We start from the raw sequence: 19582 nt of genomic DNA, 5'->3' as shown, positions 1-19582 counted from the left end.
GGGGTGATCGGGTGGGTGGGCGGGAAAGATCCGCCGCGGAGCGGCGGTACAGAACCTCCCGGTTCAGGGCCCCCGCGTCAGGGATACCCGCTAGCTAGGCTGGAAGCCATGAGCACACCCGCCCGCCCGTCTCCCGCCGCCGCCCTTGCAAAGAGCGCTGCGCGCGCCCCTCATACTTTCGACCGCGGCCACTCCGACGACCTCATGACCTTCCTGGCGGCAAGCCCCTCGCCGTACCACGCAGTGGCGAGCGCCGCGGAACGGCTGGAGAAGGCCGGTTTCCGGCAGGTCGAGGAGACCGACGCCTGGGACGGGTCGGCCGGCGGGAAGTATGTGCAGCGCGGCGGCGCGATCGTCGCCTGGTACGTGCCCGAAGGCGCCACCGCGCACACCCCGTACCGCGTCGTCGGCGCCCACACCGACTCCCCGAACCTCCGCGTCAAGCCGAAGCCTGACGCGGGCGCGCACGGCTGGCGGCAGGTCGCGGTCGAGATCTACGGCGGCCCGCTGCTCAACTCCTGGCTCGACCGCGACCTCGGCCTCGCGGGCCGGCTCTCGCTGCGGGACGGCTCGACGCGCCTGGTGAACATCGACCGGGCGCTGCTGCGCGTCCCGCAGCTGGCGATCCACATGGACCGCGGAGTCGTCGCCGACGGCCTCAAGCTCGACAAGCAGAAGCACATGCAGCCCATCTGGGGCCTCGGCGACGACGTGCACGAGGGCGACCTCATCAGCTTCCTGGAGGAGGAGTCGGGGCTCACCCCCGGCGACGTCACCGGCTGGGACCTGATGACGCACCCCATCGAGGCGCCGTCCTACCTCGGCCGCGACCGCGACCTCATCGCGGGCCCGCGGATGGACAACCTCCTCTCCGTGCACGCCTGTACGGCGGCGCTCGCCGCCGTCGCCACCGCGGACGGCGCCGACTCCCTCCCGTACATCCCGGTGCTCGCCGCCTTCGACCACGAGGAGAACGGCTCGCAGTCCGACACGGGCGCGGACGGCCCGCTCCTCGGCTCGGTGCTCGAACGCTCCGTCTTCGCGCGTGGCGGCACGTACGAGGACAGGGCCCGCGCCTTCGCCGGCACCGTCTGCCTCTCCTCCGACACGGGCCACGCCGTCCACCCCAACTACGCGGAACGGCACGACCCGACGCACCACCCGCGCGCCAACGGCGGCCCGATCCTCAAGGTCAACGTCAACAACCGGTACGCCACGGACGGCGCGGGACGGGCCGTGTTCGCCGCCGCGTGCGAGAAGGCCGGGGTGCCCTTCCAGAGCTTCGTGTCGAACAACGCGATGCCCTGCGGCACGACGATCGGGCCGATCACCGCGGCCCGGCACGGCATCAAGACCGTCGACATCGGCGTCGCGATCCTCTCCATGCACAGCGTGCGCGAGCTGTGCGGGGCGGACGACCCGCACCTCCTTGCCAACGCGCTGGTGGCGTTCCTGGAAGGCTGATTTCCGCTTCCCTGTGTGGCCGTGCCGGGTCCGGGTACCCGGGTGCCCTGCCACGACTTAGGGAGGCGGTCCACATGGGCCTGGGCGGATGCATCATCCTGATCGCCGCGGGCGCCATCCTCACGTTCGCCACCGACTGGGAGATGGAAGGCATCAACCTCACAGTCACCGGTCTGATCATGATGGCCGTGGGCGTGATCGGCGTCGCCGCGTTCACCAACGCACGCCGCAAGACGGTCGTACCCCCGGGCGCGACCGTCGTGCAGACGGAAGACGACCACCACCACCGCTACTGACGGCCGGACCCGCTCGCGGGCGTACGGTTTCAGCCGCTTTCATCGCCGGGCCCGGCAGCCACCTCCGTGGCCGCCGGGCCCGGCGATACTCTTGAGCCTTGTTCGAAGCGTGATCGAAGCGTGCGGCGCGGGCGCGGCAGAGGAGTTGAGGCCAGGTGGAGTTCCAGCTGCTCGGACCGGTGAGCGTCGCCGGAGGCAGCGGCTCCGTCCCCCTCGGCCCCGCCAAGCGCCGCAGTCTGCTCGCCGCGCTGCTGCTGCGGGCGGGCACACCGGTCTCGGTGGACGCCCTGACCGAGACCCTGTGGGACGGCGAACCGCCGCTGCACGCGCGCACCGTCATCCAGGGGCACATCTCCCGGCTGCGCGCTCTGCTCGTCGAGGCGGGCCTGGACGCGTACGGCGTGGAACTCGCCACGCAGGGCGGTGCGTACGCCCTCCAGTTCCCGGAGACCCTGCTCGACGTCAGCCGCTTCGAGGACCTCGTCAAACTGGCCGGGCGGCAGCGGGAGGCCTCGGACGCGGCGCTGATGCTGCGGGAGGCTCTCGCACTGTGGAACGGGCCCGCGCTGACCGGCACGGTCGCCACGGAGCCGATGCTGGCCGCCGCGCGGGGCCTTGAGGAGAGCCGCCTCGTCACCGTCGAGCAGCTCGCCGACGCGTACGGACGGCTCGGCTCGCACGGCCAGGCCGTGGGCCTGCTGAGTGCGGAGTCGGTCCAACACCCGTTGCGGGAGAGCCTGGTGGCGGCCTTGATGCGGGCGCTGCAGCGGAGCGGCCGGCAGTCCGAAGCGCTGGAGTACTACCACCGGACGCGGGAGCTGCTCGCCGAGGAGCTGGGGGTCGACCCGGGCAAGAAGCTGCGCCGGGCGTACGAGGAGATCCTCGCCGGTGAGCCCGACACCGGGGCACATCCGATGCTGGGCGCTCCCGCGCCGCGCCCTCGCGGGCGGTACGACCTGGGCCTCGGCGGCGGCGCGAAGAGCGGCCCCGCCGCGCCTTCCGCGCCCTCTGCGCCCACCGGACCTGCGGCCCCCGCCGCACCCGCCGCACCCGCCGCACCCGCCGCACCCGCCGACGGAAGCCGTCCCGCACAGCGAGTGGGGTCTCCCCCGGCCGGGCAGAGCCGCGAGTCCGGCGAAGGGCGGGCACGGCCCACGACGCCGCCGCCGGGCTCCGATGGTCAGGGGCAGGACACCAACCCCGCAGCACCCACAGCCCCGATCGCTCCCGCCACCCCGGCGGCAGGCCACCCGCCGGGTCCCGCGATCCCCCGCCTCCTGCCCAGAGCTCCCCGCGCCTTCGCCGCCCGTGAAGAGCAACTCGCCGCGCTGGGAGCCGTACTCGTCGAAGAGACAGAGGCGCCCATCGTCCTGCTCACCGGCCCCGCGGGCGTGGGAAAGACCGCCCTCGCCCTGCACTGGGCGCACCACCACGCGGCCCCCCACCCGGAGGGCCAGCTCTTCGCGGACCTCGGCGGCTTCAGCGGCGGCGACCCCGCCCATCCCGAGCGCGTCCTGCGGGAGTTCCTCCGCGCCCTGGGAGTGCAGCCGCAGGATCTGCCGGCCGGCATCGAACCGGCGGCGGCCCTGTACCGCTCGCTCCTCGCCGAGCGGCGCCTCCTCGTCGTGCTCGACAACGCCCACGACTCCGCCCAGGTCCGCCCCCTCCTGCCCGGCGCACCCCACTGCACCACCCTCATCACCAGCCGCAACCGCCTCGACGGCCTCGTCGCGTCGGACTGCGCGCGCCCCGTGCAGGTCGACCCGCTCGGCGAGCTCGACGGCGCCGGGCTGTTTCTCCGCGCCCTGCGGCAGAGCGCCGAGACGGACGCCGACTCCGAGGACGTACGCCGCATCGCCCGCCTCTGCGACGGCCTCCCGCTCGCCCTGCGCATCGCCGCCGCCCGGCTCATCGGGCGCCCCCAGCGGTCCGTGGCCGGGCTCGCCGCCGAACTCGCCGACGATGAGCAGAGGCTGGCCCTGCTCTCCGCCGAGGACACCGGCGTCGCTGCCGTCCTGCGCACCTCGGTGGCCCAACTCCCCGGCAGCGACGCCTGGTTGCTCTCCTCGCTGAGCCGAGCCTCCACTCCGGACGTGGACGCGCACGCGGCCGCCGCCCTCGCGGGCGCGACCGTGTCCGCCGCACGCGAGGGACTCGACCGCCTCGCCGCGGTCCATCTGATCCAGGAGGAGGGGGCTGGGCACTACGTCCTGCCGTCTCTGGTGCGGCTCTTCGCCCGCGACCTGGACGCGCCCGCGACCACGACGTTCCGCCGGCCTCGTCCCGAGGAGCTGCGGCGGTCCGTACCGGACCCCTCCAGGTGACACAGGGCCGGCGCTGAGCTCCCTCGCGAGCTGCGTGAATGATCCATTAGCCAGGTGTTAGCGGAACGCCAGCGGCGGGCGGCAGGCTCAGTGGTGCAAGCCCGAACGACCGCCGCTCACGGGGGAGTCACCGCCATGCGCACCACCGCTCGTACCGCCCGCGTCGCCCGTAAGAAGGCCGCGCTCGCTGTTACGGCCCTTGCGGCGCTCACCCTCACGCTCACCGCGTGCAACGGCGACGGTGACGGTGATGGCGGCGGCGACAAGGCGTCCCGTGCCGAAAAGCGATCGGCCGATGCGAGTACCGGCGGCCCGGCTGCTACAACCTCCGGCGGTTCCGGTTCCGGTTCCGGTTCCGCGGCTCCGCTCTCCGGGGACGCCTGCACGCCGACCGCCGCGAAGATCGAGCTTGAGGACACCGCCGGCACCGCACCCCTCGTCCTGCTCAAGATCACCAACAACGGCGGCAAGACCTGCTCGGTCTTCGGCGCCCCCTTCGTCAGCGACCCGGCGGCGGGCAAGAACCTCCCGGTGGCCGAGAACACCCGCCCCCAGTCGGTCGTCCGCGTCGAGCCGGCCAAGTCCGCCTACGCCGCGATCAGCCTCGCGGGCATCGACGCCGAGAAGACCCACCGCGCCAAGACCCTCGGCGTCACGCTCGCCACCAAGGACGGCAAGGGCACGGACGGCCGGGTCACGGTGAACTCCCCCGGCGCCGCGGGCCTGCTGCTCAACGCGGACTCGCAGGTCACGTACTGGCAGAACACCCTTGAGGACGCCATGTCGTAGAGACGCCATGGCGTAGAGACGACGCGACGTCCGTAGAGACTCCGCGTCCTCCCCTGATCCACAGCCGGTCCGTGTCCTCACTTCCCCCAAGTGACACGGGCCGGCTGTGTCACGCGCGCCACGGGGTAGGCATCGCGCCATGAAACTTCTCGTACGCGACCGGCTGCTCGGCATCGGTGACGACTACTGGATCGAGGACGACCAGGGTCGGAAGGTCTTTCTCGTCGACGGCAAGGCGATGCGCCTGCGCGACACCTTCGAGCTCAAGGACATGCAGGGTCGCGTCCTCATCGACATCCGCGCCAAGATGCTGGCGCTGCGCGACACGATGGTGATCGAACGGGAGGGCGAGCCGCTGGCCACGGTCAAGCGCAAGCGCCTCTCGCTCCTGCGCAATCACTACCGCGTGGCCCTGGTCGACGGTACAGAGCTCGACGTGAGCGGCAAGATCCTGGACCGCGAGTTCGCCATCGAGTACGACGGCGAACTCCTGGCCGACATCTCCCGCCGCTGGTTCCGCGTCCGGGACACGTACGGCCTGCACGTCACCCGGGAGGACGCCGACGCCTCGCTCCTTCTGGCCGTCGCGGTCTGCGTGATCCGCCTGGCGGAGAAGGAGAGGGGCGACGACTGACCCTGAGCCTCTCAGCGCCGGGGGACGTCCATCCCGAGCAGCCGGTCCTTCAGCGCGGGGAACTGCTCGCGCGTGGCCGCGACCTTCGCCGGGTCGAACTCGACGGTGAGGACCTCCTCGCCGTCCCCCGCCTCGGCGAGCACCTCGCCCCAGGGGTCGACGACGATGCTGTGCCCCGCCTGGGGCACCCCGGCATGCGTACCGCCGGTGCCACAGGCAAGGACGTACACCTGGTCCTCGACAGCCCGCGCCCGAGCGAACAGCGTCCAGTGCTCACGCCGCCGCGCGGGCCAGCCCGCGGGGACGACGAACATCTCGGCGCCCGCGTCGACGAGCCCCCGGAAGAGCTCCGGGAAGCGGAGGTCGTAACAGGTGGCGAGCCCGATCGCCGCGTCGGGCGTGCGCACCGTGACCAGTTCGCTGCCCGCCCCCATCAGGACGGCCTCGCCCTTGTCGAAGCCGAACCGGTGGATCTTCCGGTACGAGGCGGCGAGTTCACCGTCGGGCGAGAAGACGAGCGAGGTGTTGTAGAGGTCCACCGAGGGGTCCCCCGCAGCGTCCCGCTCCGGGATGGACCCCGCGTGCAGCCAGACGCCCGCGTCACTCGCGGCCTTGGCCATCGCCTCGTACGTGGGCCCCTCCAACGACTCCGCCTCGCTCGCGAACGACTCGTACGCGAAAGCGCCCGTGGTCCACAGTTCGGGAAGAACGACGAGATCCGGCCGCTCACGCTCGGCTACCTCACGTACCAGTGAAGAGACCCGCGAGCGGCGGGAATTGACCGATTCGCCCTCGTCTACGGCGATCTGGATGAGGGAGGCGCGCACACTACCACCGTCCTGGCATTCGAGCCGTCAATGCAGGCCTACGATCGTCACACGAAAGCACTGCCGGGGTGCCTGCGGGCAGCGTAACTTAGCGTCCCAGACACCCACCGCCCGCGTACGACCGTCGAGGGGTCCCGTGAGTCTCCATCCCAGCCTGCAAACCTACGCCGACGCCTGGACCCAATCCGTATCAGCCATATCCGAGCTGGTGTCACCGCTCGCCGAGGGAGAGTGGAACTGGGCCACCCCCTGCCCCGGCTGGTCGGTGCGGGATGTCGTCTCCCACGTCATAGGCCTGGACTGCGAGATGCTGGGCGACCCGCGCCCCATCCACACCCTGCCCCGCGACCTGTACCACGTACAGACCGAGGGCCAGCGCTACATGGAGGTCCAGGTCGACGTCCGGCGCCACCACACCGCGCCCGAGATGACATCCGAGCTTGAGTACACGATCATCCGCCGCTCCCGGCAGCTGCGGAACGAGTCGCGCGACCCCTCCCACAAGGTCCGCGGCCCGCTCGGCACCGAGCAGACCCTCGAACTGGCCACGCGGATGCGGGCGTTCGACGTCTGGGTGCACGAGCAGGATCTGCGTACGACGCTGAAGAAGCCCGGCAACCTCGACTCCCAGGGCGCGTACGTGGCGCGGGACCTCCTGCTGCACGGACTGCCCAAGGTGGTCGCCAAGAAGGCCGCGGCGCCGGCGAATTCGGCGGTCGTCTTCGACGTGAGCGGACCCGTCGAGTTCCTGCGCACGGTCCGTGTCGACGCCGACGGCCACGCGACGGTCGACAGCGCCCCCTCGCTCGGCCCGCTCGCCACGCTGAGCCTGGACTGGGAGACGTACTTCCGCCTGGCGTGCGGCCGCGTCTCGCACGCCTCGGTCGCCGACCGGATCAAGATCGAGGGCGATCACGGCCTGGCCGAGGCGATCCTGCGGGAGTTCGCGGTCACGCCGTAGCCCTCCGCGGCCATCGGTCATCGGCCATCGGCCATCGGCCATCGGCCATCGGTCAGACGGGTACGTGCACGGCCTCGACGCGGCTGGCGACTAGGCGCTCCTTCTCGCGGCGCACCGCACGCGTCCGCAGGCGCAGGATCTGGCTGAGGCCGACCGCCTCCAGGACGAAGACGGCGGAGAAGGCGCTCCGGTAGTTGTCGCCGGTCGCGTCGAGGAGCACGCCGATGGCGAGCAGCGTCGTCATGGAGGCGACGAAGCCGCCCATGTTCACGATGCCGGACGCGGTGCCCTGCCGCTCCGGCGGGTTGGCGGGCCGCGCGAAGTCGAAGCCGATCATGGACGCGGGGCCGCAGGCGCCGAGCACCGTGCACAGCGCGATGAGCAGCCACATCGGGGCGTGGTCGCCGGGGTAGTGGATCGTGGTCGCCCACATCACGGCCGTCGTCGCGACGGTGCCGATGGCCAGCGGCGTGCGGGCCGCGTGGTGCCGGGCGACGATCTGCCCGTAGACCAGGCCGATCACCATGTTGGACAGCACGACGAGGGTGAGCAGCGCCCCGGCCGTCCCGCGCGTGAGGCCCTGCGCCTCGACGAGGAACGGCAGGCCCCACAGGAGCAGGAACACCATCGCGGGGAACTGCGTGGTGAAGTGCACCCACAGGCCGAGCCGCGTGCCGGGCTCGCGCCAGCTCAGGGCTATCTGCTTGCGCACGAAGGCCCCACCGGTGTGCCGCGCGGGCTCCGGCTCGTGGCCCTCGGGGTGGTCCTTGAGGAACAGCGTCATCAGTACGAGGACGACGACGCCGCAGAGCGCGCTGCCGGCGAAGGCCGCGGTCCAGCCGACGGAGTGCAGGAGCCGGGCGAGGACGAGGGTGGAGACGAGGTTGCCCGCCATGCCGACCAGGCCGGCGAGCTGGGCGACCAGTGGGCCGCGGCGGGCAGGGAACCAGCGGGTGCCGAGGCGCAGCACGCTGATGAAGGTCAGTGCGTCACCGCAGCCGAGCAGCGCGCGGGACGCGAGCGCCATTCCGTACGAGGGCGAGAACGCGAAGCCGAGCTGCCCGAGCGTGAAGAGCACGACTCCGATGGTCAGCACGCGTTTGGTGCCGAGCCGGTCGACCATCAGGCCGACGGGTATCTGCATGCCCGCGTAGACGAGCAGCTGGAGGATCGAGAAGGTCGAGAGCGCGGACGCGTTGACGTGGAACCGGTCGGCGGCGTCGAGTCCGGCGACGCCGAGGGAGGTCCGGAAGATGACGGCGACGAAGTAGACGGCGACACCGATGCCCCACACGAGCATGGCCTTGCGACCACCGGGCGGGTCACCGGGGAGGGAGACGGGGGCGGAGGCGGCGCTCATCGGGACCTCCAGTAACGGGTGGGTGGGAGGGAAACACGCCGCGAAGCGGCAAAAGAAAACCCACCACCGGCGGACGGGGGCCCGTCAAGGAGCAACCTCATCGCACCTCACCCCGAGCAAGGTCCCGGAACCACCCGACGTGCCGGGTGACCACACCCACCGCCGAGTCAGCATCCCCCGCCCGCAAAGCCCCAAGAATCTCCTCGTGCTCGACAAGCGTCTTGGCGATCCGATCAGGATGGGAATGCATCACCGCAACCCCCATCCGCAACTGCCGATCACGAAGCTGGTCGTACAACCGGGCAAGAATCTCGTTCCCCCCGCTCCGCACGATCTCGGCATGAAAGCACCGGTCGGTCACAGCGGCAGCTGAAAGGTCCCCGGCAGCGGCCTGCTCCCGCTGCTGGGCGAGGAGCTCCTCAAGCCGGGCGATCAACGCCGGAGGCGCAGGCACCGCCTTGCGCACCGAGTGCGTCTCCACCAGGAGCCGCGTCTCGACGACATCGGCGATCTCCTGCACGGACACCGGCAGGACCAGCGCACCCTTCTTCGGGTAGAGCCTCAGGAGCCCCTCCACCTCCAGCTTCAGGAGCGCCTCGCGCACCGGAGTGCGGGACACCCCGACGGCCTCGGCGAGCTCGCCTTCGGTGAGCAGCGTGCCGCCCTCGTACCGCCGATCGAGCACCCCCTGCTTGACGTGCGCGTACACGCGCTCGGCGGCGGGTGGCCGCTTCAGGGCGTGAGCCGGGGCCAGGGAGGGGGAAGAGGCGGGTGCGGCAGGCATGCGCACAGCATAGATACAACACGTACCCATGAGGCCGTCCATTTCACGATCCGGACATCACCCTCACGAGGACGCATCCATTTGCCCCTCTCGTGTGTCTCACTACCAAGCGGCACCCTCATGTGGCCGCATTCCAGGGGCATTTGGGCATTTGGAGCACAGAACTTGAAAACCCCCATTAAGGGCATTCACCGCGCATCGGCCGTAATCGTCACTGCGGGTGCGGTATTCGCGGGCGGAGCCCTCACGACCCCGGCCCACGCGGCCGCACTGCCGAAGCCGTCGATCGCCGCCAAGGGCGGCTACGTCATGAACAACGGCACGGGCAAGACGCTCTTCACCAAGTCCGCGGACACCCGCCGTTCCACCGGGTCGACCACGAAGATCATGACGGCGAAGGTGGTGCTCGCGCAGCCGAACCTCAACCTCAACTCCAAGGTCAAGATCGAAAAGGCCTACAGCGACTACATCGTCAGGAACACCGCCTCGTCCGCCCGGCTGATCGTCGGCGACAAGGTCACCGTCCGCCAGCTCCTGTACGGCCTGATGCTGCCGTCCGGCTGCGACGCGGCGTACGCGCTCGCGGACAAGTTCGGCAAGGGCTCCACCCGCTCCGCCCGCGTGAAGTCCTTCATCGGCAAGATGAACGCCCAGGCCAGGAGCCTCGGCCTGACGAACACGCACTTCGACTCGTTCGACGGCATCGGCGGCGCGGGCAACTACTCGACCCCCCGCGACCTGACGAAGCTCGCCAGCAGCGCGATGAAGAGCTCCACGTTCCGTACGGTCGTGAAGACGAAGTCGACGAAGCAGAAGGTCACCACGAAGAGCGGCGGCTACCGCTACATGTCGTGGTCGAACACGAACAACCTGCTCAGCAGCTACAGCGGCGCGATCGGCGTGAAGACGGGCTCAGGACCGCAGGCCAAGTACTGCCTCGTCTTCGCCGCGACCCGCAACGGCAAGACGGTCATCGGCACGGTCCTCACCTCGACCTCGTCGACCAACCGCACGAAGGACGCGAAGAAGCTGATGGACTACGGCTTCAAGAAGTAGCCCTTCACCGGATACGTCAAAGGGGGCCCGCCGCGCTGTACGCGGCGGGCCCCCTTTGGCGTACTGCCGGGTCTACGCCCAGGTGATGAGCCGCTTGGGCTGCTCCAGGATCGCCGCCACATCGGCGAGCACCTTGGAGCCGAGCTCGCCGTCGACCAGGCGGTGGTCGAAGGAGAGCGCGAGCGTCGTCACCTGACGCGGCTTGACCTTGCCCTTGTGGACCCAGGGCTGGAGCTTGATCGTGCCGACCGCGAGGATCGCGGACTCGCCGGGGTTCAGGATCGGCGTGCCGGTGTCGACGCCGAAGACGCCGACGTTCGAGATGGTGACCGTGCCGCCCTGCATCGCGGCCGGAGTCGTCTTGCCCTCCTTGGCCGTGGACACCAACTCGCCGAGCGACTCGGCCAGTTCGGGCAGCGTCTTGGCGTGGGCGTCCTTGATGTTCGGGACGACCAGGCCGCGCGGCGTGGCGGCGGCGATGCCCAGGTTCACGTAGTGCTTCTGGACGATCTCCTGATTCGCCTCGTCCCAGGCGGCGTTGACGTCCGGGTTCCGCCGGATCGCCACGAGCAGTGCCTTGGCGATGAGCAGGAGCGGGTTGACGCGCAGGCCGGCGAACGCCTTGTCCAGCTTGAGCTCATCGACCAGCTTCATCGTCCGCGTCACGTCCACCGTCACGAACTCCGTGACATGCGGCGCCGTGAAGGCCGAGCCGACCATCGCCTGGGCGATGGCCTTGCGGACGCCCTTGACGGGGATGCGGGTCTCGCGGGCGTCGGCGCCGGCCGCGGGGGTGGTGCCGGGAGCGGGGGCTTCGGCTGCCACCTGCTCCGGGGCGGACGCGAGGGCCGGGGCTGAGGCCGGGGCGGAGGCGGGGGCGGAGGCGGGGGCCACCGCCGCGTGCACGTCCTCGCGCGTGATGATCCCGTCGGGCCCGGACGGGACGACGGCCGTGAGGTCGACTCCCAGGTCCTTGGCGAGCTTTCGCACCGGCGGCTTGGCCAACGGCCGCTCGCCCCCGGGGGCGGCGGGCGCGGCAGGTGCGGGGGCCGCGGGCGTGGCGGAGGCGGCAGCCGTGCCGGAGCCGTTCAGCTCGGCCTGGACCGCCGCGGCGTAGTACGTCCCCGCGGCCGCGGCCTGCTCCGAAGCGGCCTTGCGCGCGCGGCGCTTCGTCGAGGACTGGGCGACCCCATAGCCGACGAGCACGGGCTGGCGCCCCTCGGGAGCGGCCTCCTCCTCGGGCTCCTCGGCAGCTGCCTTCTCCACGGGGGCGGCGGCCTGCTCCGGAGCGGCTGCCTCAGCGGGCGGCGCGGCAGGCGCGCTCTTGCCGGACACGTCCACCGCGATGATCACCTGGCCGACATCGACCGTGGTGCCCTCGGGGAAGCGCAGTTCCCGTACGACACCGTTGAACGGGATGGGCAGCTCGACGGCGGCCTTGGCCGTCTCGACCTCGCACACCACCTGCCCGTCGGTGACCGTGTCACCGGGAGCAACGAACCACTTGAGGATCTCTGCCTCGGTGAGCCCCTCGCCCACGTCGGGCATCTTGAACTCGGCGAGCGCAGCACTTGTCATCGTCGTCACGACCCTCTCCCTCAGTACGCCAGCGAGCGGTCGACAGTGTCGAGCACCCGGTCGAGGCCCGGCAGGTACTCCTCTTCCAACCGCGCCGGCGGATACGGCGCGTGGAAGCCGCCGACCCGCAGCACGGGAGCTTCGAGGTGGTAGAAGCAGCGCTCGGTGATGCGCGCCGCGATCTCCGCGCCCGTGCCCAGGAAGACCGGTGCCTCGTGGACCACGACGAGCCGCCGCGTCTTCTCGACCGAGGCCTGCACGGCGTCGAAGTCCATCGGCGACATGGAGCGCAGGTCCACGACCTCAAGGGACTTGCCCTCTTCGGCGGCGGCCGCCGCGGCCTCCAGACAGACCTTCACCATGGGGCCGTACGCGGCGAGCGTCAGGTCCGTGCCCTCGCGGGCGACCCGGGCCTTGTGCAGCGGCGCCGGGATGGCGTCCGTGTCGACCTCGCTCTTGTCCCAGTAACGCCGCTTCGGCTCGAAGAAGATCACCGGGTCGTCGCTCTGGATGGCCTGCTGCATCATCCAGTAGGCATCGGAGGAGTTCGACGGCGAGACGACCTTGAGACCCGCCACGTGCGCGAACAGCGCCTCGGGGGACTCGCTGTGGTGCTCGACGGCGCCGATGCCGCCGCCGTACGGAATGCGGATGACGACCGGCATCTTGATCTTGCCGAGCGCGCGGGCGTGCATCTTCGCGAGCTGCGTGACGATCTGGTCGTACGCGGGGAAGACGAAGCCGTCGAACTGGATCTCCACCACCGGGCGGTAGCCCCGCAGGGCCAAGCCGATGGCCGTGCCGACGATGCCGGACTCGGCCAGCGGGGTGTCGATGACACGGTCCTCGCCGAAGTCCTTCTGCAGCCCGTCCGTCACCCGGAAGACGCCGCCGAGCTTGCCGACGTCCTCGCCCATGATGAGGACCTTGGGGTCGGTGTCGAGCGCCTTGCGCAGCGATTCGTTGATTGCTTTGGCAAGGGGAAGTTTCTGAACGCCCATGGTCACTTACCGCCTTCTTCAGCGAAGGACGCCTGGTACGCCTCGAACTGCGCGCGCTCCTCGTCGACCAGCGCATGCCCGTCCGCATACGCGTTCTCGAAGATCGCCATCAGATCCGGATCCGGCATCGCCCGCACCACCTCTCGCACTCGCTTTCCCAACGCTTCGCTCTCCGCGTCGAGTTCCGCGAAAAATCCCTCATCCGCGTGACCTTCGGACTCGAGATAGGTCCGCAGGCGCAGGATCGGGTCCTTGGCCTCCCAGGCCTCGCGCTCGTCGTCGTTGCGGTACTTGGTCGGGTCGTCGGACGTGGTGTGCGCGCCCATGCGGTAGGTGAACGCCTCGATGAGCGCCGGGCCCTCGCCCGTACGCGCCCGCTCCAGGGCCCACTTGGTGACGGCGAGCACGGCGAGCACGTCGTTGCCGTCGACCCGCACACCGGGGAAGCCGTATCCCTGCGCGCGCTGGTAGAGCGGCACGCGGGTCTGCTTCTCGGTGGGCTCGGAGATCGCCCACTGGTTGTTCTGGCAGAAGAACACGACGGGAGCGTTGTAGACCGCGGAGAAGGTGAAGGCCTCGGCGACGTCGCCCTGGCTTGAGGCACCGTCACCGAAGTACGCGATCACGGCCGAGTCCGCGCCGTCCTTGGCCACGCCCATCGCGTAGCCGGTGGCGTGCAGGGTCTGCGAGCCGATGACGATCGTGTACAGGTGGAAGTTGTTGGTGTTCGGGTCCCAGCCACCGTGGTTCACACCGCGGAACATGCCGAGCAGATTGGTCGGGTCGACCCCGCGGCACCAGGCGACGCCGTGCTCGCGGTAGGTCGGGAAGACGTAGTCGTCCTCGCGCGTGGCACGGCCCGAGCCGATCTGGGCGGCCTCCTGGCCGAGCAGCGAGGCCCACAGGCCCAGCTCGCCCTGGCGCTGCAGGGAGGTGGCCTCGGCGTCGAAGCGGCGGGTGAGGACCATGTCGCGGTACAGGGCGCGCAGGTCGTCGGCGGTGATGTCCGCGACGTACGAGTCGTACACGGCGTTCTCTGCGTGCTTGACCCGCTTGCCCTCGGGGGTCAGCAGCTGGACAAGCTGGGGTTCCGTGCTTTTCTTCGGCGCGGCCTTCTTGGCGCTTGCGCGCTTCCCGCCGCTGGTACTGCTGCGGCGCGGTGTGCGCGCGGCGGTGCTCTCCACGGTCACGTGTGCTCCTCCGTCGGTCCGGCCCCCGGGATTACCGGGTAAGCCAGTGCGGCTCGCCTGATCCGTGCCCGCGCACGGGGTGGGTGCGACTCGGCCGGGAACAGGCGTGACAGGTGCCCCGGCGAGCGCCCTGCACAATGCACGTTACCCAGTGCTTCCCAATTCTGTGAAACCCCATCTGACCTGCGAATTTGCTTGGATTTCCAAGTATCTGACTGCTTGGATTTCCGAGTAAATCCAGAAAGTCGGGAACAGTTCCTGGTCACAGCACTGATCACAGCCTGGCAGGGGGCCGGAACACCGGCACGTTATCCCGGCCACCCCGCGCACGGGAAGGGTTCAGCTCAGGCACTGCGAGAGATCGTGTGTGAGACTGACTCCGTGCGCGAAGACGGAAAAATTACGGTATTTCTCCTCGACGACCATGAAGTGGTGCGGCGAGGAGTCCATGAGCTGCTCTCCGTGGAGTCCGACATCGAGGTCGTCGGAGAGGCCGGAACAGCGGCGGACGCCCTGGTCAGGATCCCGGCGACACGGCCTGACGTGGCCGTTCTCGACGTGCGTCTTCCGGACGGCAGCGGCGTGGAGGTCTGCCGCGAGATCCGTTCGCAGAACGAGGACATCAAATGCCTGATGCTCACCTCGTTCGCGGACGACGAGGCGCTCTTCGACGCGATCATGGCGGGCGCTTCCGGCTATGTCCTGAAGGCCATTCGCGGCAATGAACTGCTCTCCGCCGTACGTGATGTGGCAGCGGGAAAATCCCTGCTCGACCCGGTCGCCACGGCCCGCGTCCTTGAGCGTCTGCGCGACGGGAACACCCCCAAGGGCGACGACCGTCTGTCGAACCTCACGGACCAGGAGCGGAAGATCCTCGACCTGATCGGCGAGGGCCTGACCAACCGGGTGATCGGCGAACGGCTGCACCTCGCCGAGAAGACGATCAAGAATTACGTGTCCAGCCTGCTCTCCAAGCTCGGCATGGAACGCCGCTCCCAGGCGGCCGCGTACGTGGCCCGCATGCAGGCGGAACAGCAGCACTGAGCAGCACTGACACGTCCGGTCACGATGTGTGGTCGTTCGGGACGGGAAACGGGACTTACGTCCCCATCCCGTAGGGGCGGGATCCCCTTCCCCGGCCCCCGCTGGTGCCAGAGGGTGGACGCATGCCCTCCGGAGATCAGCTACAGGACGAACGGCTCGCCTTCGAACTGCTCGGCCGCACCGACTACGGCCGGGTCGCGACCAGCATGCGCGCGCTGCCCTTCCTCGCCGCGGCCCGCCACGTCGTAGTGGACGGGAGGATCCTGCTGCGGATGCACAAGGGATACGGCTACCACGAGGCCTGCATCGGCAGTGTCGTCGCCTACGGGGCGGACAACCTCAGCGCCGAGACCGCGCGCACGGGCCAGTGGACCGTGCAGTTCGTCGGCCTGTGCGAGGCCATCGAGCCGACCACCGCCGAACTGGAACTCTTCGGCCCGGGCCCGCACTACGTGGACGGCGAGCTCTACGACCCGGTCTACATGCGCATAGAGCCGCAGCTGGCCACGGTGCACACCCTCTACGGCGGCCGGCAGCGACAGCTTCAGCGCACCTTCTAGAGCACGTACACCGCATACACATACGCACGCGCGCGTGGCGCCCTTTCGGGACTCCACGCGCGCGTGCGTTTCGTTCAAGGGCCCGTACCCACGGGCCTGTACGCCTCGGCTCAGCCTTCGGCGCCGCCGTTGGCCTCGCCCTCCGTGCCGCCGGTAACCGGCGATTCGTCACCACCATCGGTGGGGGTGGGGTCGTCGGTCGGCGTAGTCGGGTCGTCCGTCGGCTCGGTGGGCTCGCCCGTCGGCTCCGTCGGGTCGTCCGTCGGCTCGCTCGGGGTCGGCGTCGTGGGCGCGGTCGGGCCGGTCGTGTTCGGCTGCTCCGGCGAGTAGCTGCCCTGACCGCCCGAGCCGTCGCCGGGCAGCGTCTCGTCCTCGGAGGTGTCCTCCTCGGGACTCTTGCTCGGCTTCTTCGTCTCCGACTGCTTCGTCGGCGCCTTCGTCGGGCTTTCCTTTTCCTTCTGCTTGCCGTCGCCCGCCGTCAGCGCGTACGCGACACCCACGGCGATCGCGATGACCGCGAGCACGGCGAAGATCCACATCTTGCCCCGGCCGCCCCGGCCGTTCCCGTCGCGGTGACCGCCCTCGAAGCCACCGTCGTCGCCGCCCGGAGGACGCAGCATGGCGCCGGGGATCTGCGCGGTGCCGGAGTCGCCCGGGTGCTGCATCGCGGTGGTGCCCGCGACGCCCATCGCCGGGGTGTTGCCGCCCTCGTGCATGCCCGCGATGTCGACGGGCCCGGTGTTCCAGGTCCCGGTGTGGCTGCCCTGCTCGTGCAGCATCTGCAGCCCGTACTGGACGAGACCGCGCATCTCCTCGGCGGTCTGGAACCGGTCGTCCGGGTCCTTGGCGAGCGAGCGCATCACCAGGCCGTCCAGCTCCGGCGGCGCCACGTCCGAGGTCTCGGACGGCGGGACCGGGATGTCCTGGACGTGCTGGTAGACGACGGAGAGCGGCGTCTCACCGGTGAACGGGGGCCGTAGGGCGAGGAGTTCGTAGAGCAGACAACCGGTCGCGTACAGGTCGGAACGGTGGTCGACGGCCTTGCCGAGCGCCTGCTCGGGGGAGAGGTACTGGGGCGTGCCCATGACCATGCCGGTCTGGGTCATCGTCGACTGGGCGCCGTGCAGCGCACGGGCGATGCCGAAGTCCATCACCTTGACCGCGCCGGTGTTGGTGATGATCACGTTCGCGGGCTTGATGTCGCGGTGCACGATGCCGTGCTGGTGCGAGTACGCGAGCGCCTCGAGCACTCCGGAGACGATGATCAGGGCCTGCTCGGGGCCCGGCGCCTCCGCGTTCAGGAGCAGCTCACGGATCGTCCGGCCCTCGACGATCTCCATGACGATGTAGGGGACGACGCTCGGCCCTACGACGTCCTCGCCGGAGTCGTAGACCGCCACCACCGCGTGGTGGTTGAGCCCCGCCACCGACTGGGCCTCGCGTGTGAAGCGGGCCTTGGACACCGGGTCCTCAGCGAGGTCGGAGCGGAGCAGTTTGACGGCGACCGTACGACCGAGACGTACGTCCTCGGCCGCGAACACCTCCGCCATGCCGCCTCGGCCGAGTCTGCGGGTGAGCCGATACCGGCCATCCCCTACAAGACCGCCGTTACCCCACAACTCCGGCGCGTCTGACATACCGCCGCCACTCGCCTCGGGGTCGGACGGGCCCTGAGCGCGCTGCGTCTGTGCCATCAGTCCTCGCCGTCGTTTCTGGTCGTGGTGCTCGGTGGTACCGGGGGAACCCCGCCGGGCCACGCTACAGCCTTCGCGCGGCGCGGCGGTTCGAGGTGGACCGGACATCAAACCCGCCGGGTGCCCTCACACGCAAACTTGTAACGCTTCCGAGACGCTTCTTGCGCGTACGGTCACGGAACGGGCATCGAGCTTGACGTGTCGGTGCCCTCGGGCAGACTTGGCCAGGAATAGCGGGAATCGATCACCGATCGCGGAGCCGTCCGGCACACCGCGCCGATGGGGGACGCACGACATGAGCAGCCAGGACGGCGCACAGGGACGGTACGCGGGGCGCTCGCTGGCCGGTGGCCGGTACCAGCTGCGCGATCTTCTCGGTGAGGGCGGCATGGCCTCCGTTCACCTGGCGTACGACTCCGTACTCGACCGTCAAGTCGCTATCAAGACGCTTCACAGCGAGCTCGGCCGCGAGCAGTCCTTCCGCGAGCGCTTCCGCCGCGAGGCCCAGTCGGTGGCCAAGCTCACGCACACGAACATCGTCTCGGTCTTCGACACGGGCGAGGACGAACTCGACGGCGCGACGATGCCGTACATCGTCATGGAGTACGTCGAGGGCAAGCCGCTCGGCTCCGTGCTCGACGCGTCCGTCACCCAGTTCGGCGCGATGCCGACCGACCAGGCGCTGAAGATCACCGCCGATGTGCTCGCCGCTCTCGAGATCAGCCACGAGATGGGCCTGGTCCACCGCGACATCAAGCCCGGCAACGTGATGATGACGAAGCGCAACGTCGTCAAGGTCATGGACTTCGGCATCGCCCGCGCCATGCAGTCCGGCGTCACCTCCATGACGCAGACCGGCATGGTCGTCGGCACCCCCCAGTACCTCTCCCCGGAGCAGGCGCTCGGCCGCGGCGTGGACGCCCGGTCCGACCTCTACTCCGTCGGCATCATGCTGTTCCAGCTGACCACCGGCCGACTGCCCTTCGAGGCGGACTCGCCGCTGGCCATCGCGTACGCGCACGTCCAGGAGGAGCCGGTCGCTCCGTCCTCGATCAACCGCTCGCTGCCGCCCGCCGTCGACGCGATCGTCGCCCGCGCGCTGAAGAAGAACCCGAACGAGCGCTTCCCGACCGCCGAGGCGATGCGCGACGAGTGCCTGCGCGTCGCCCAGTCCTTCCAGGCGTCCGCGCCGAGCATCGTGCCGGGCGCTCAGACCGCGAGCGGCGCGGGCGTCGGCGCCGCTGTCTTCCCGCCGGTCGACTCCTCCATGCCGCAGAGCGGCAACGTCCAGACGCCGTACCAGCCGGGTCCTTACGGTCCGCCCACGCCGGCCCCCGGCCCCGTGACCCCGGGCTACGGCTACCCGCAGCAGAGCGGCTACCAGACCCCCGCGCCCACGAACGCGTACGCCCCCCAGGCCTCGCAGACCCCGCCCCCTTACACGCTCTCGCCGCAGCCCTCGCAGACGTCTGTGCAGAGCGGCGGATCGGGCTCGGGCGGCGGCGGCAAGCGGAACATGCCGGTGGTCGTCGGCTCGATCGTCGTCGCGCTGCTCGCCATCGGCGGTGTGATCGCGGCGGTGTCGCTGAGCGGCGGGGACGACGACAAGGGCGGCAAGGAAGAGAAGGAGTCGAACGCGCCCGTGGCGGGGCACCGGGGCCCGGACCGGTCGAAGACGATCGAGACCGAAGAGTGCACCGAGCCCGACACGGCGTACAACGACGAGGACAAGATCAAGGTCCCTGACTTCACGTTCAGGGACTGGCGCTCCGTGCAGAAGTGCCTGCAGGCGGCGGGCTGGCAGTTCGACAAGCGCACGGTGGACGAGAACACCTACGGGGAGGACACCGTCATGATGCAGTCCCCCAAGGAAGGCTCCGACGTCGACCCGGACGACGTGGACATCGAGTTCACCATCTCCACGGGCAACCCGGCCTGACCGGCTGCGGCCGCAGCCGTAGCCGTAGCCGTAGCCGCGGTAAGCGTTTTGAAGGGCCCGGTCACCTCGTGACCGGGCCCT

The 19582-nt window shown here is 70.0% G+C and carries 17 protein-coding genes; 10 read left to right on the top strand and 7 right to left on the bottom strand.

Annotated elements, in window-relative coordinates; genetic code table 11:
- Positions 1 to 108 precede the first annotated feature (108 nt).
- The 5 genes from E5671_RS25000 (at position 109) to E5671_RS24980 (ending at position 5507) form a co-directional block, all read left to right on the top strand.
- Positions 109 to 1464, top strand: a complete 1356-nt coding sequence (locus E5671_RS25000; RefSeq protein ID WP_160506176.1) for a M18 family aminopeptidase — start codon at positions 109 to 111, stop codon at positions 1462 to 1464.
- Positions 1465 to 1538: 74 nt separating this feature from the next.
- The gene (locus E5671_RS24995; protein ID WP_160506175.1) at positions 1539 to 1760 is read left to right on the top strand and encodes a hypothetical protein; all 222 of its coding nucleotides are present in this window, start codon (positions 1539 to 1541) and stop codon (positions 1758 to 1760) included.
- Between the two features lie 155 nt (positions 1761 to 1915).
- Entirely contained in the window at positions 1916 to 4084 is a 2169-nt protein-coding gene (locus E5671_RS24990; RefSeq protein WP_160506174.1) for a BTAD domain-containing putative transcriptional regulator, read from the top strand.
- Positions 4085 to 4219: 135 nt separating this feature from the next.
- On the top strand, positions 4220 to 4873 hold the full coding sequence (locus E5671_RS24985) for a DUF4232 domain-containing protein (protein WP_160506173.1): 654 nt from the start codon (positions 4220 to 4222) through the stop codon (positions 4871 to 4873).
- A gap of 139 nt (positions 4874 to 5012) precedes the next feature.
- Positions 5013 to 5507 (top strand): LURP-one-related/scramblase family protein, encoded by a 495-nt coding sequence (locus E5671_RS24980; RefSeq protein ID WP_160506172.1) that lies wholly within the window; start codon positions 5013 to 5015, stop codon positions 5505 to 5507.
- 11 nt (positions 5508 to 5518) lie between these two features.
- On the opposite strand, the gene E5671_RS24975 is transcribed toward E5671_RS24980, so the two are convergent.
- Positions 5519 to 6334: a nitrilase-related carbon-nitrogen hydrolase gene (locus E5671_RS24975; protein ID WP_160506171.1), complete on the bottom strand. Its 816-nt coding sequence runs from the start codon at positions 6332 to 6334 to the stop codon at positions 5519 to 5521.
- A 136-nt stretch (positions 6335 to 6470) separates the two neighbouring features.
- On the opposite strand from E5671_RS24975, the gene E5671_RS24970 reads away from it, so the two are divergent.
- On the top strand, positions 6471 to 7295 hold the full coding sequence (locus E5671_RS24970; RefSeq protein WP_160506170.1) for a maleylpyruvate isomerase family mycothiol-dependent enzyme: 825 nt from the start codon (positions 6471 to 6473) through the stop codon (positions 7293 to 7295).
- Between the two features lie 52 nt (positions 7296 to 7347).
- On the opposite strand, the gene E5671_RS24965 is transcribed toward E5671_RS24970, so the two are convergent.
- The gene (locus E5671_RS24965; protein WP_160506169.1) at positions 7348 to 8655 is read right to left on the bottom strand and encodes an MFS transporter; all 1308 of its coding nucleotides are present in this window, start codon (positions 8653 to 8655) and stop codon (positions 7348 to 7350) included.
- Between the two features lie 97 nt (positions 8656 to 8752).
- On the bottom strand, positions 8753 to 9439 hold the full coding sequence (locus E5671_RS24960) for a GntR family transcriptional regulator (RefSeq protein WP_160506168.1): 687 nt from the start codon (positions 9437 to 9439) through the stop codon (positions 8753 to 8755).
- A 120-nt stretch (positions 9440 to 9559) separates the two neighbouring features.
- Here E5671_RS24960 and E5671_RS24955 point away from each other — a divergent pair, with 120 nt between their 5' ends.
- Entirely contained in the window at positions 9560 to 10495 is a 936-nt protein-coding gene (locus E5671_RS24955) for a D-alanyl-D-alanine carboxypeptidase family protein (RefSeq protein WP_160506167.1), read from the top strand.
- A 72-nt stretch (positions 10496 to 10567) separates the two neighbouring features.
- On the opposite strand, the gene E5671_RS24950 is transcribed toward E5671_RS24955, so the two are convergent.
- The 3 genes from E5671_RS24950 to pdhA are packed head-to-tail and all read right to left on the bottom strand — an operon-like array spanning position 10568 to position 14264.
- Positions 10568 to 12082 carry a 2-oxo acid dehydrogenase subunit E2 gene (locus E5671_RS24950; protein ID WP_160506166.1) on the bottom strand — a complete coding sequence of 505 codons (1515 nt, stop codon included), beginning with the start codon at positions 12080 to 12082 and terminating at the stop codon, positions 10568 to 10570.
- A gap of 11 nt (positions 12083 to 12093) precedes the next feature.
- The gene (locus E5671_RS24945) at positions 12094 to 13074 is read right to left on the bottom strand and encodes an alpha-ketoacid dehydrogenase subunit beta (RefSeq protein WP_160506165.1); all 981 of its coding nucleotides are present in this window, start codon (positions 13072 to 13074) and stop codon (positions 12094 to 12096) included.
- 2 nt (positions 13075 to 13076) lie between these two features.
- Positions 13077 to 14264, bottom strand: coding sequence for a pyruvate dehydrogenase (acetyl-transferring) E1 component subunit alpha (gene pdhA / locus E5671_RS24940; protein ID WP_160506164.1), 1188 nt, complete (start codon positions 14262 to 14264; stop codon positions 13077 to 13079).
- Between the two features lie 381 nt (positions 14265 to 14645).
- Between pdhA and E5671_RS24935 the strand changes: the two genes are divergently transcribed.
- Together E5671_RS24935 and E5671_RS24930 are read left to right on the top strand one after the other, a co-directional pair.
- A complete protein-coding gene (locus E5671_RS24935; protein WP_160506163.1) occupies positions 14646 to 15308 on the top strand; it encodes a response regulator in 663 nt (220 codons plus the stop codon).
- Positions 15309 to 15430: 122 nt separating this feature from the next.
- Positions 15431 to 15868: a pyridoxamine 5'-phosphate oxidase family protein gene (locus E5671_RS24930; protein WP_160506162.1), complete on the top strand. Its 438-nt coding sequence runs from the start codon at positions 15431 to 15433 to the stop codon at positions 15866 to 15868.
- A gap of 110 nt (positions 15869 to 15978) precedes the next feature.
- On the opposite strand, the gene E5671_RS24925 is transcribed toward E5671_RS24930, so the two are convergent.
- A complete protein-coding gene (locus E5671_RS24925; RefSeq protein WP_160506161.1) occupies positions 15979 to 17562 on the bottom strand; it encodes a protein kinase domain-containing protein in 1584 nt (527 codons plus the stop codon).
- A 295-nt stretch (positions 17563 to 17857) separates the two neighbouring features.
- Here E5671_RS24925 and E5671_RS24920 point away from each other — a divergent pair, with 295 nt between their 5' ends.
- Positions 17858 to 19501, top strand: a complete 1644-nt coding sequence (locus tag E5671_RS24920; protein ID WP_160506160.1) for a protein kinase domain-containing protein — start codon at positions 17858 to 17860, stop codon at positions 19499 to 19501.
- Positions 19502 to 19582: the final 81 nt, after the last annotated feature.

This window comes from Streptomyces sp. BA2 (genome assembly GCF_009769735.1).
In the GTDB taxonomy this organism is placed as follows: Bacteria; Actinomycetota; Actinomycetes; order Streptomycetales; family Streptomycetaceae; genus Streptomyces.
The sequence above is the reverse complement of the archived record's forward strand: the minus strand, read 5'-3'. Positions and strand labels throughout refer to the sequence as shown.

Coding starts and splice junctions, on each gene's coding strand:
- E5671_RS25000 (WP_160506176.1), top strand. CDS start 109: ATGAGCACACCCGCCCGCCCGTCTCCCGCCGCCGCCCTTGCAAAGAGC.
- E5671_RS24965 (WP_160506169.1), bottom strand. CDS start 8,655: ATGAGCGCCGCCTCCGCCCCCGTCTCCCTCCCCGGTGACCCGCCCGGT.
- E5671_RS24945 (WP_160506165.1), bottom strand. CDS start 13,074: ATGGGCGTTCAGAAACTTCCCCTTGCCAAAGCAATCAACGAATCGCTG.
- E5671_RS24995 (WP_160506175.1), top strand. CDS start 1,539: ATGGGCCTGGGCGGATGCATCATCCTGATCGCCGCGGGCGCCATCCTC.
- E5671_RS24925 (WP_160506161.1), bottom strand. CDS start 17,562: ATGGCACAGACGCAGCGCGCTCAGGGCCCGTCCGACCCCGAGGCGAGT.
- E5671_RS24930 (WP_160506162.1), top strand. CDS start 15,431: ATGCCCTCCGGAGATCAGCTACAGGACGAACGGCTCGCCTTCGAACTG.
- E5671_RS24980 (WP_160506172.1), top strand. CDS start 5,013: ATGAAACTTCTCGTACGCGACCGGCTGCTCGGCATCGGTGACGACTAC.
- E5671_RS24955 (WP_160506167.1), top strand. CDS start 9,560: ATGTGGCCGCATTCCAGGGGCATTTGGGCATTTGGAGCACAGAACTTG.
- E5671_RS24920 (WP_160506160.1), top strand. CDS start 17,858: ATGAGCAGCCAGGACGGCGCACAGGGACGGTACGCGGGGCGCTCGCTG.
- E5671_RS24985 (WP_160506173.1), top strand. CDS start 4,220: ATGCGCACCACCGCTCGTACCGCCCGCGTCGCCCGTAAGAAGGCCGCG.
- E5671_RS24960 (WP_160506168.1), bottom strand. CDS start 9,439: ATGCCTGCCGCACCCGCCTCTTCCCCCTCCCTGGCCCCGGCTCACGCC.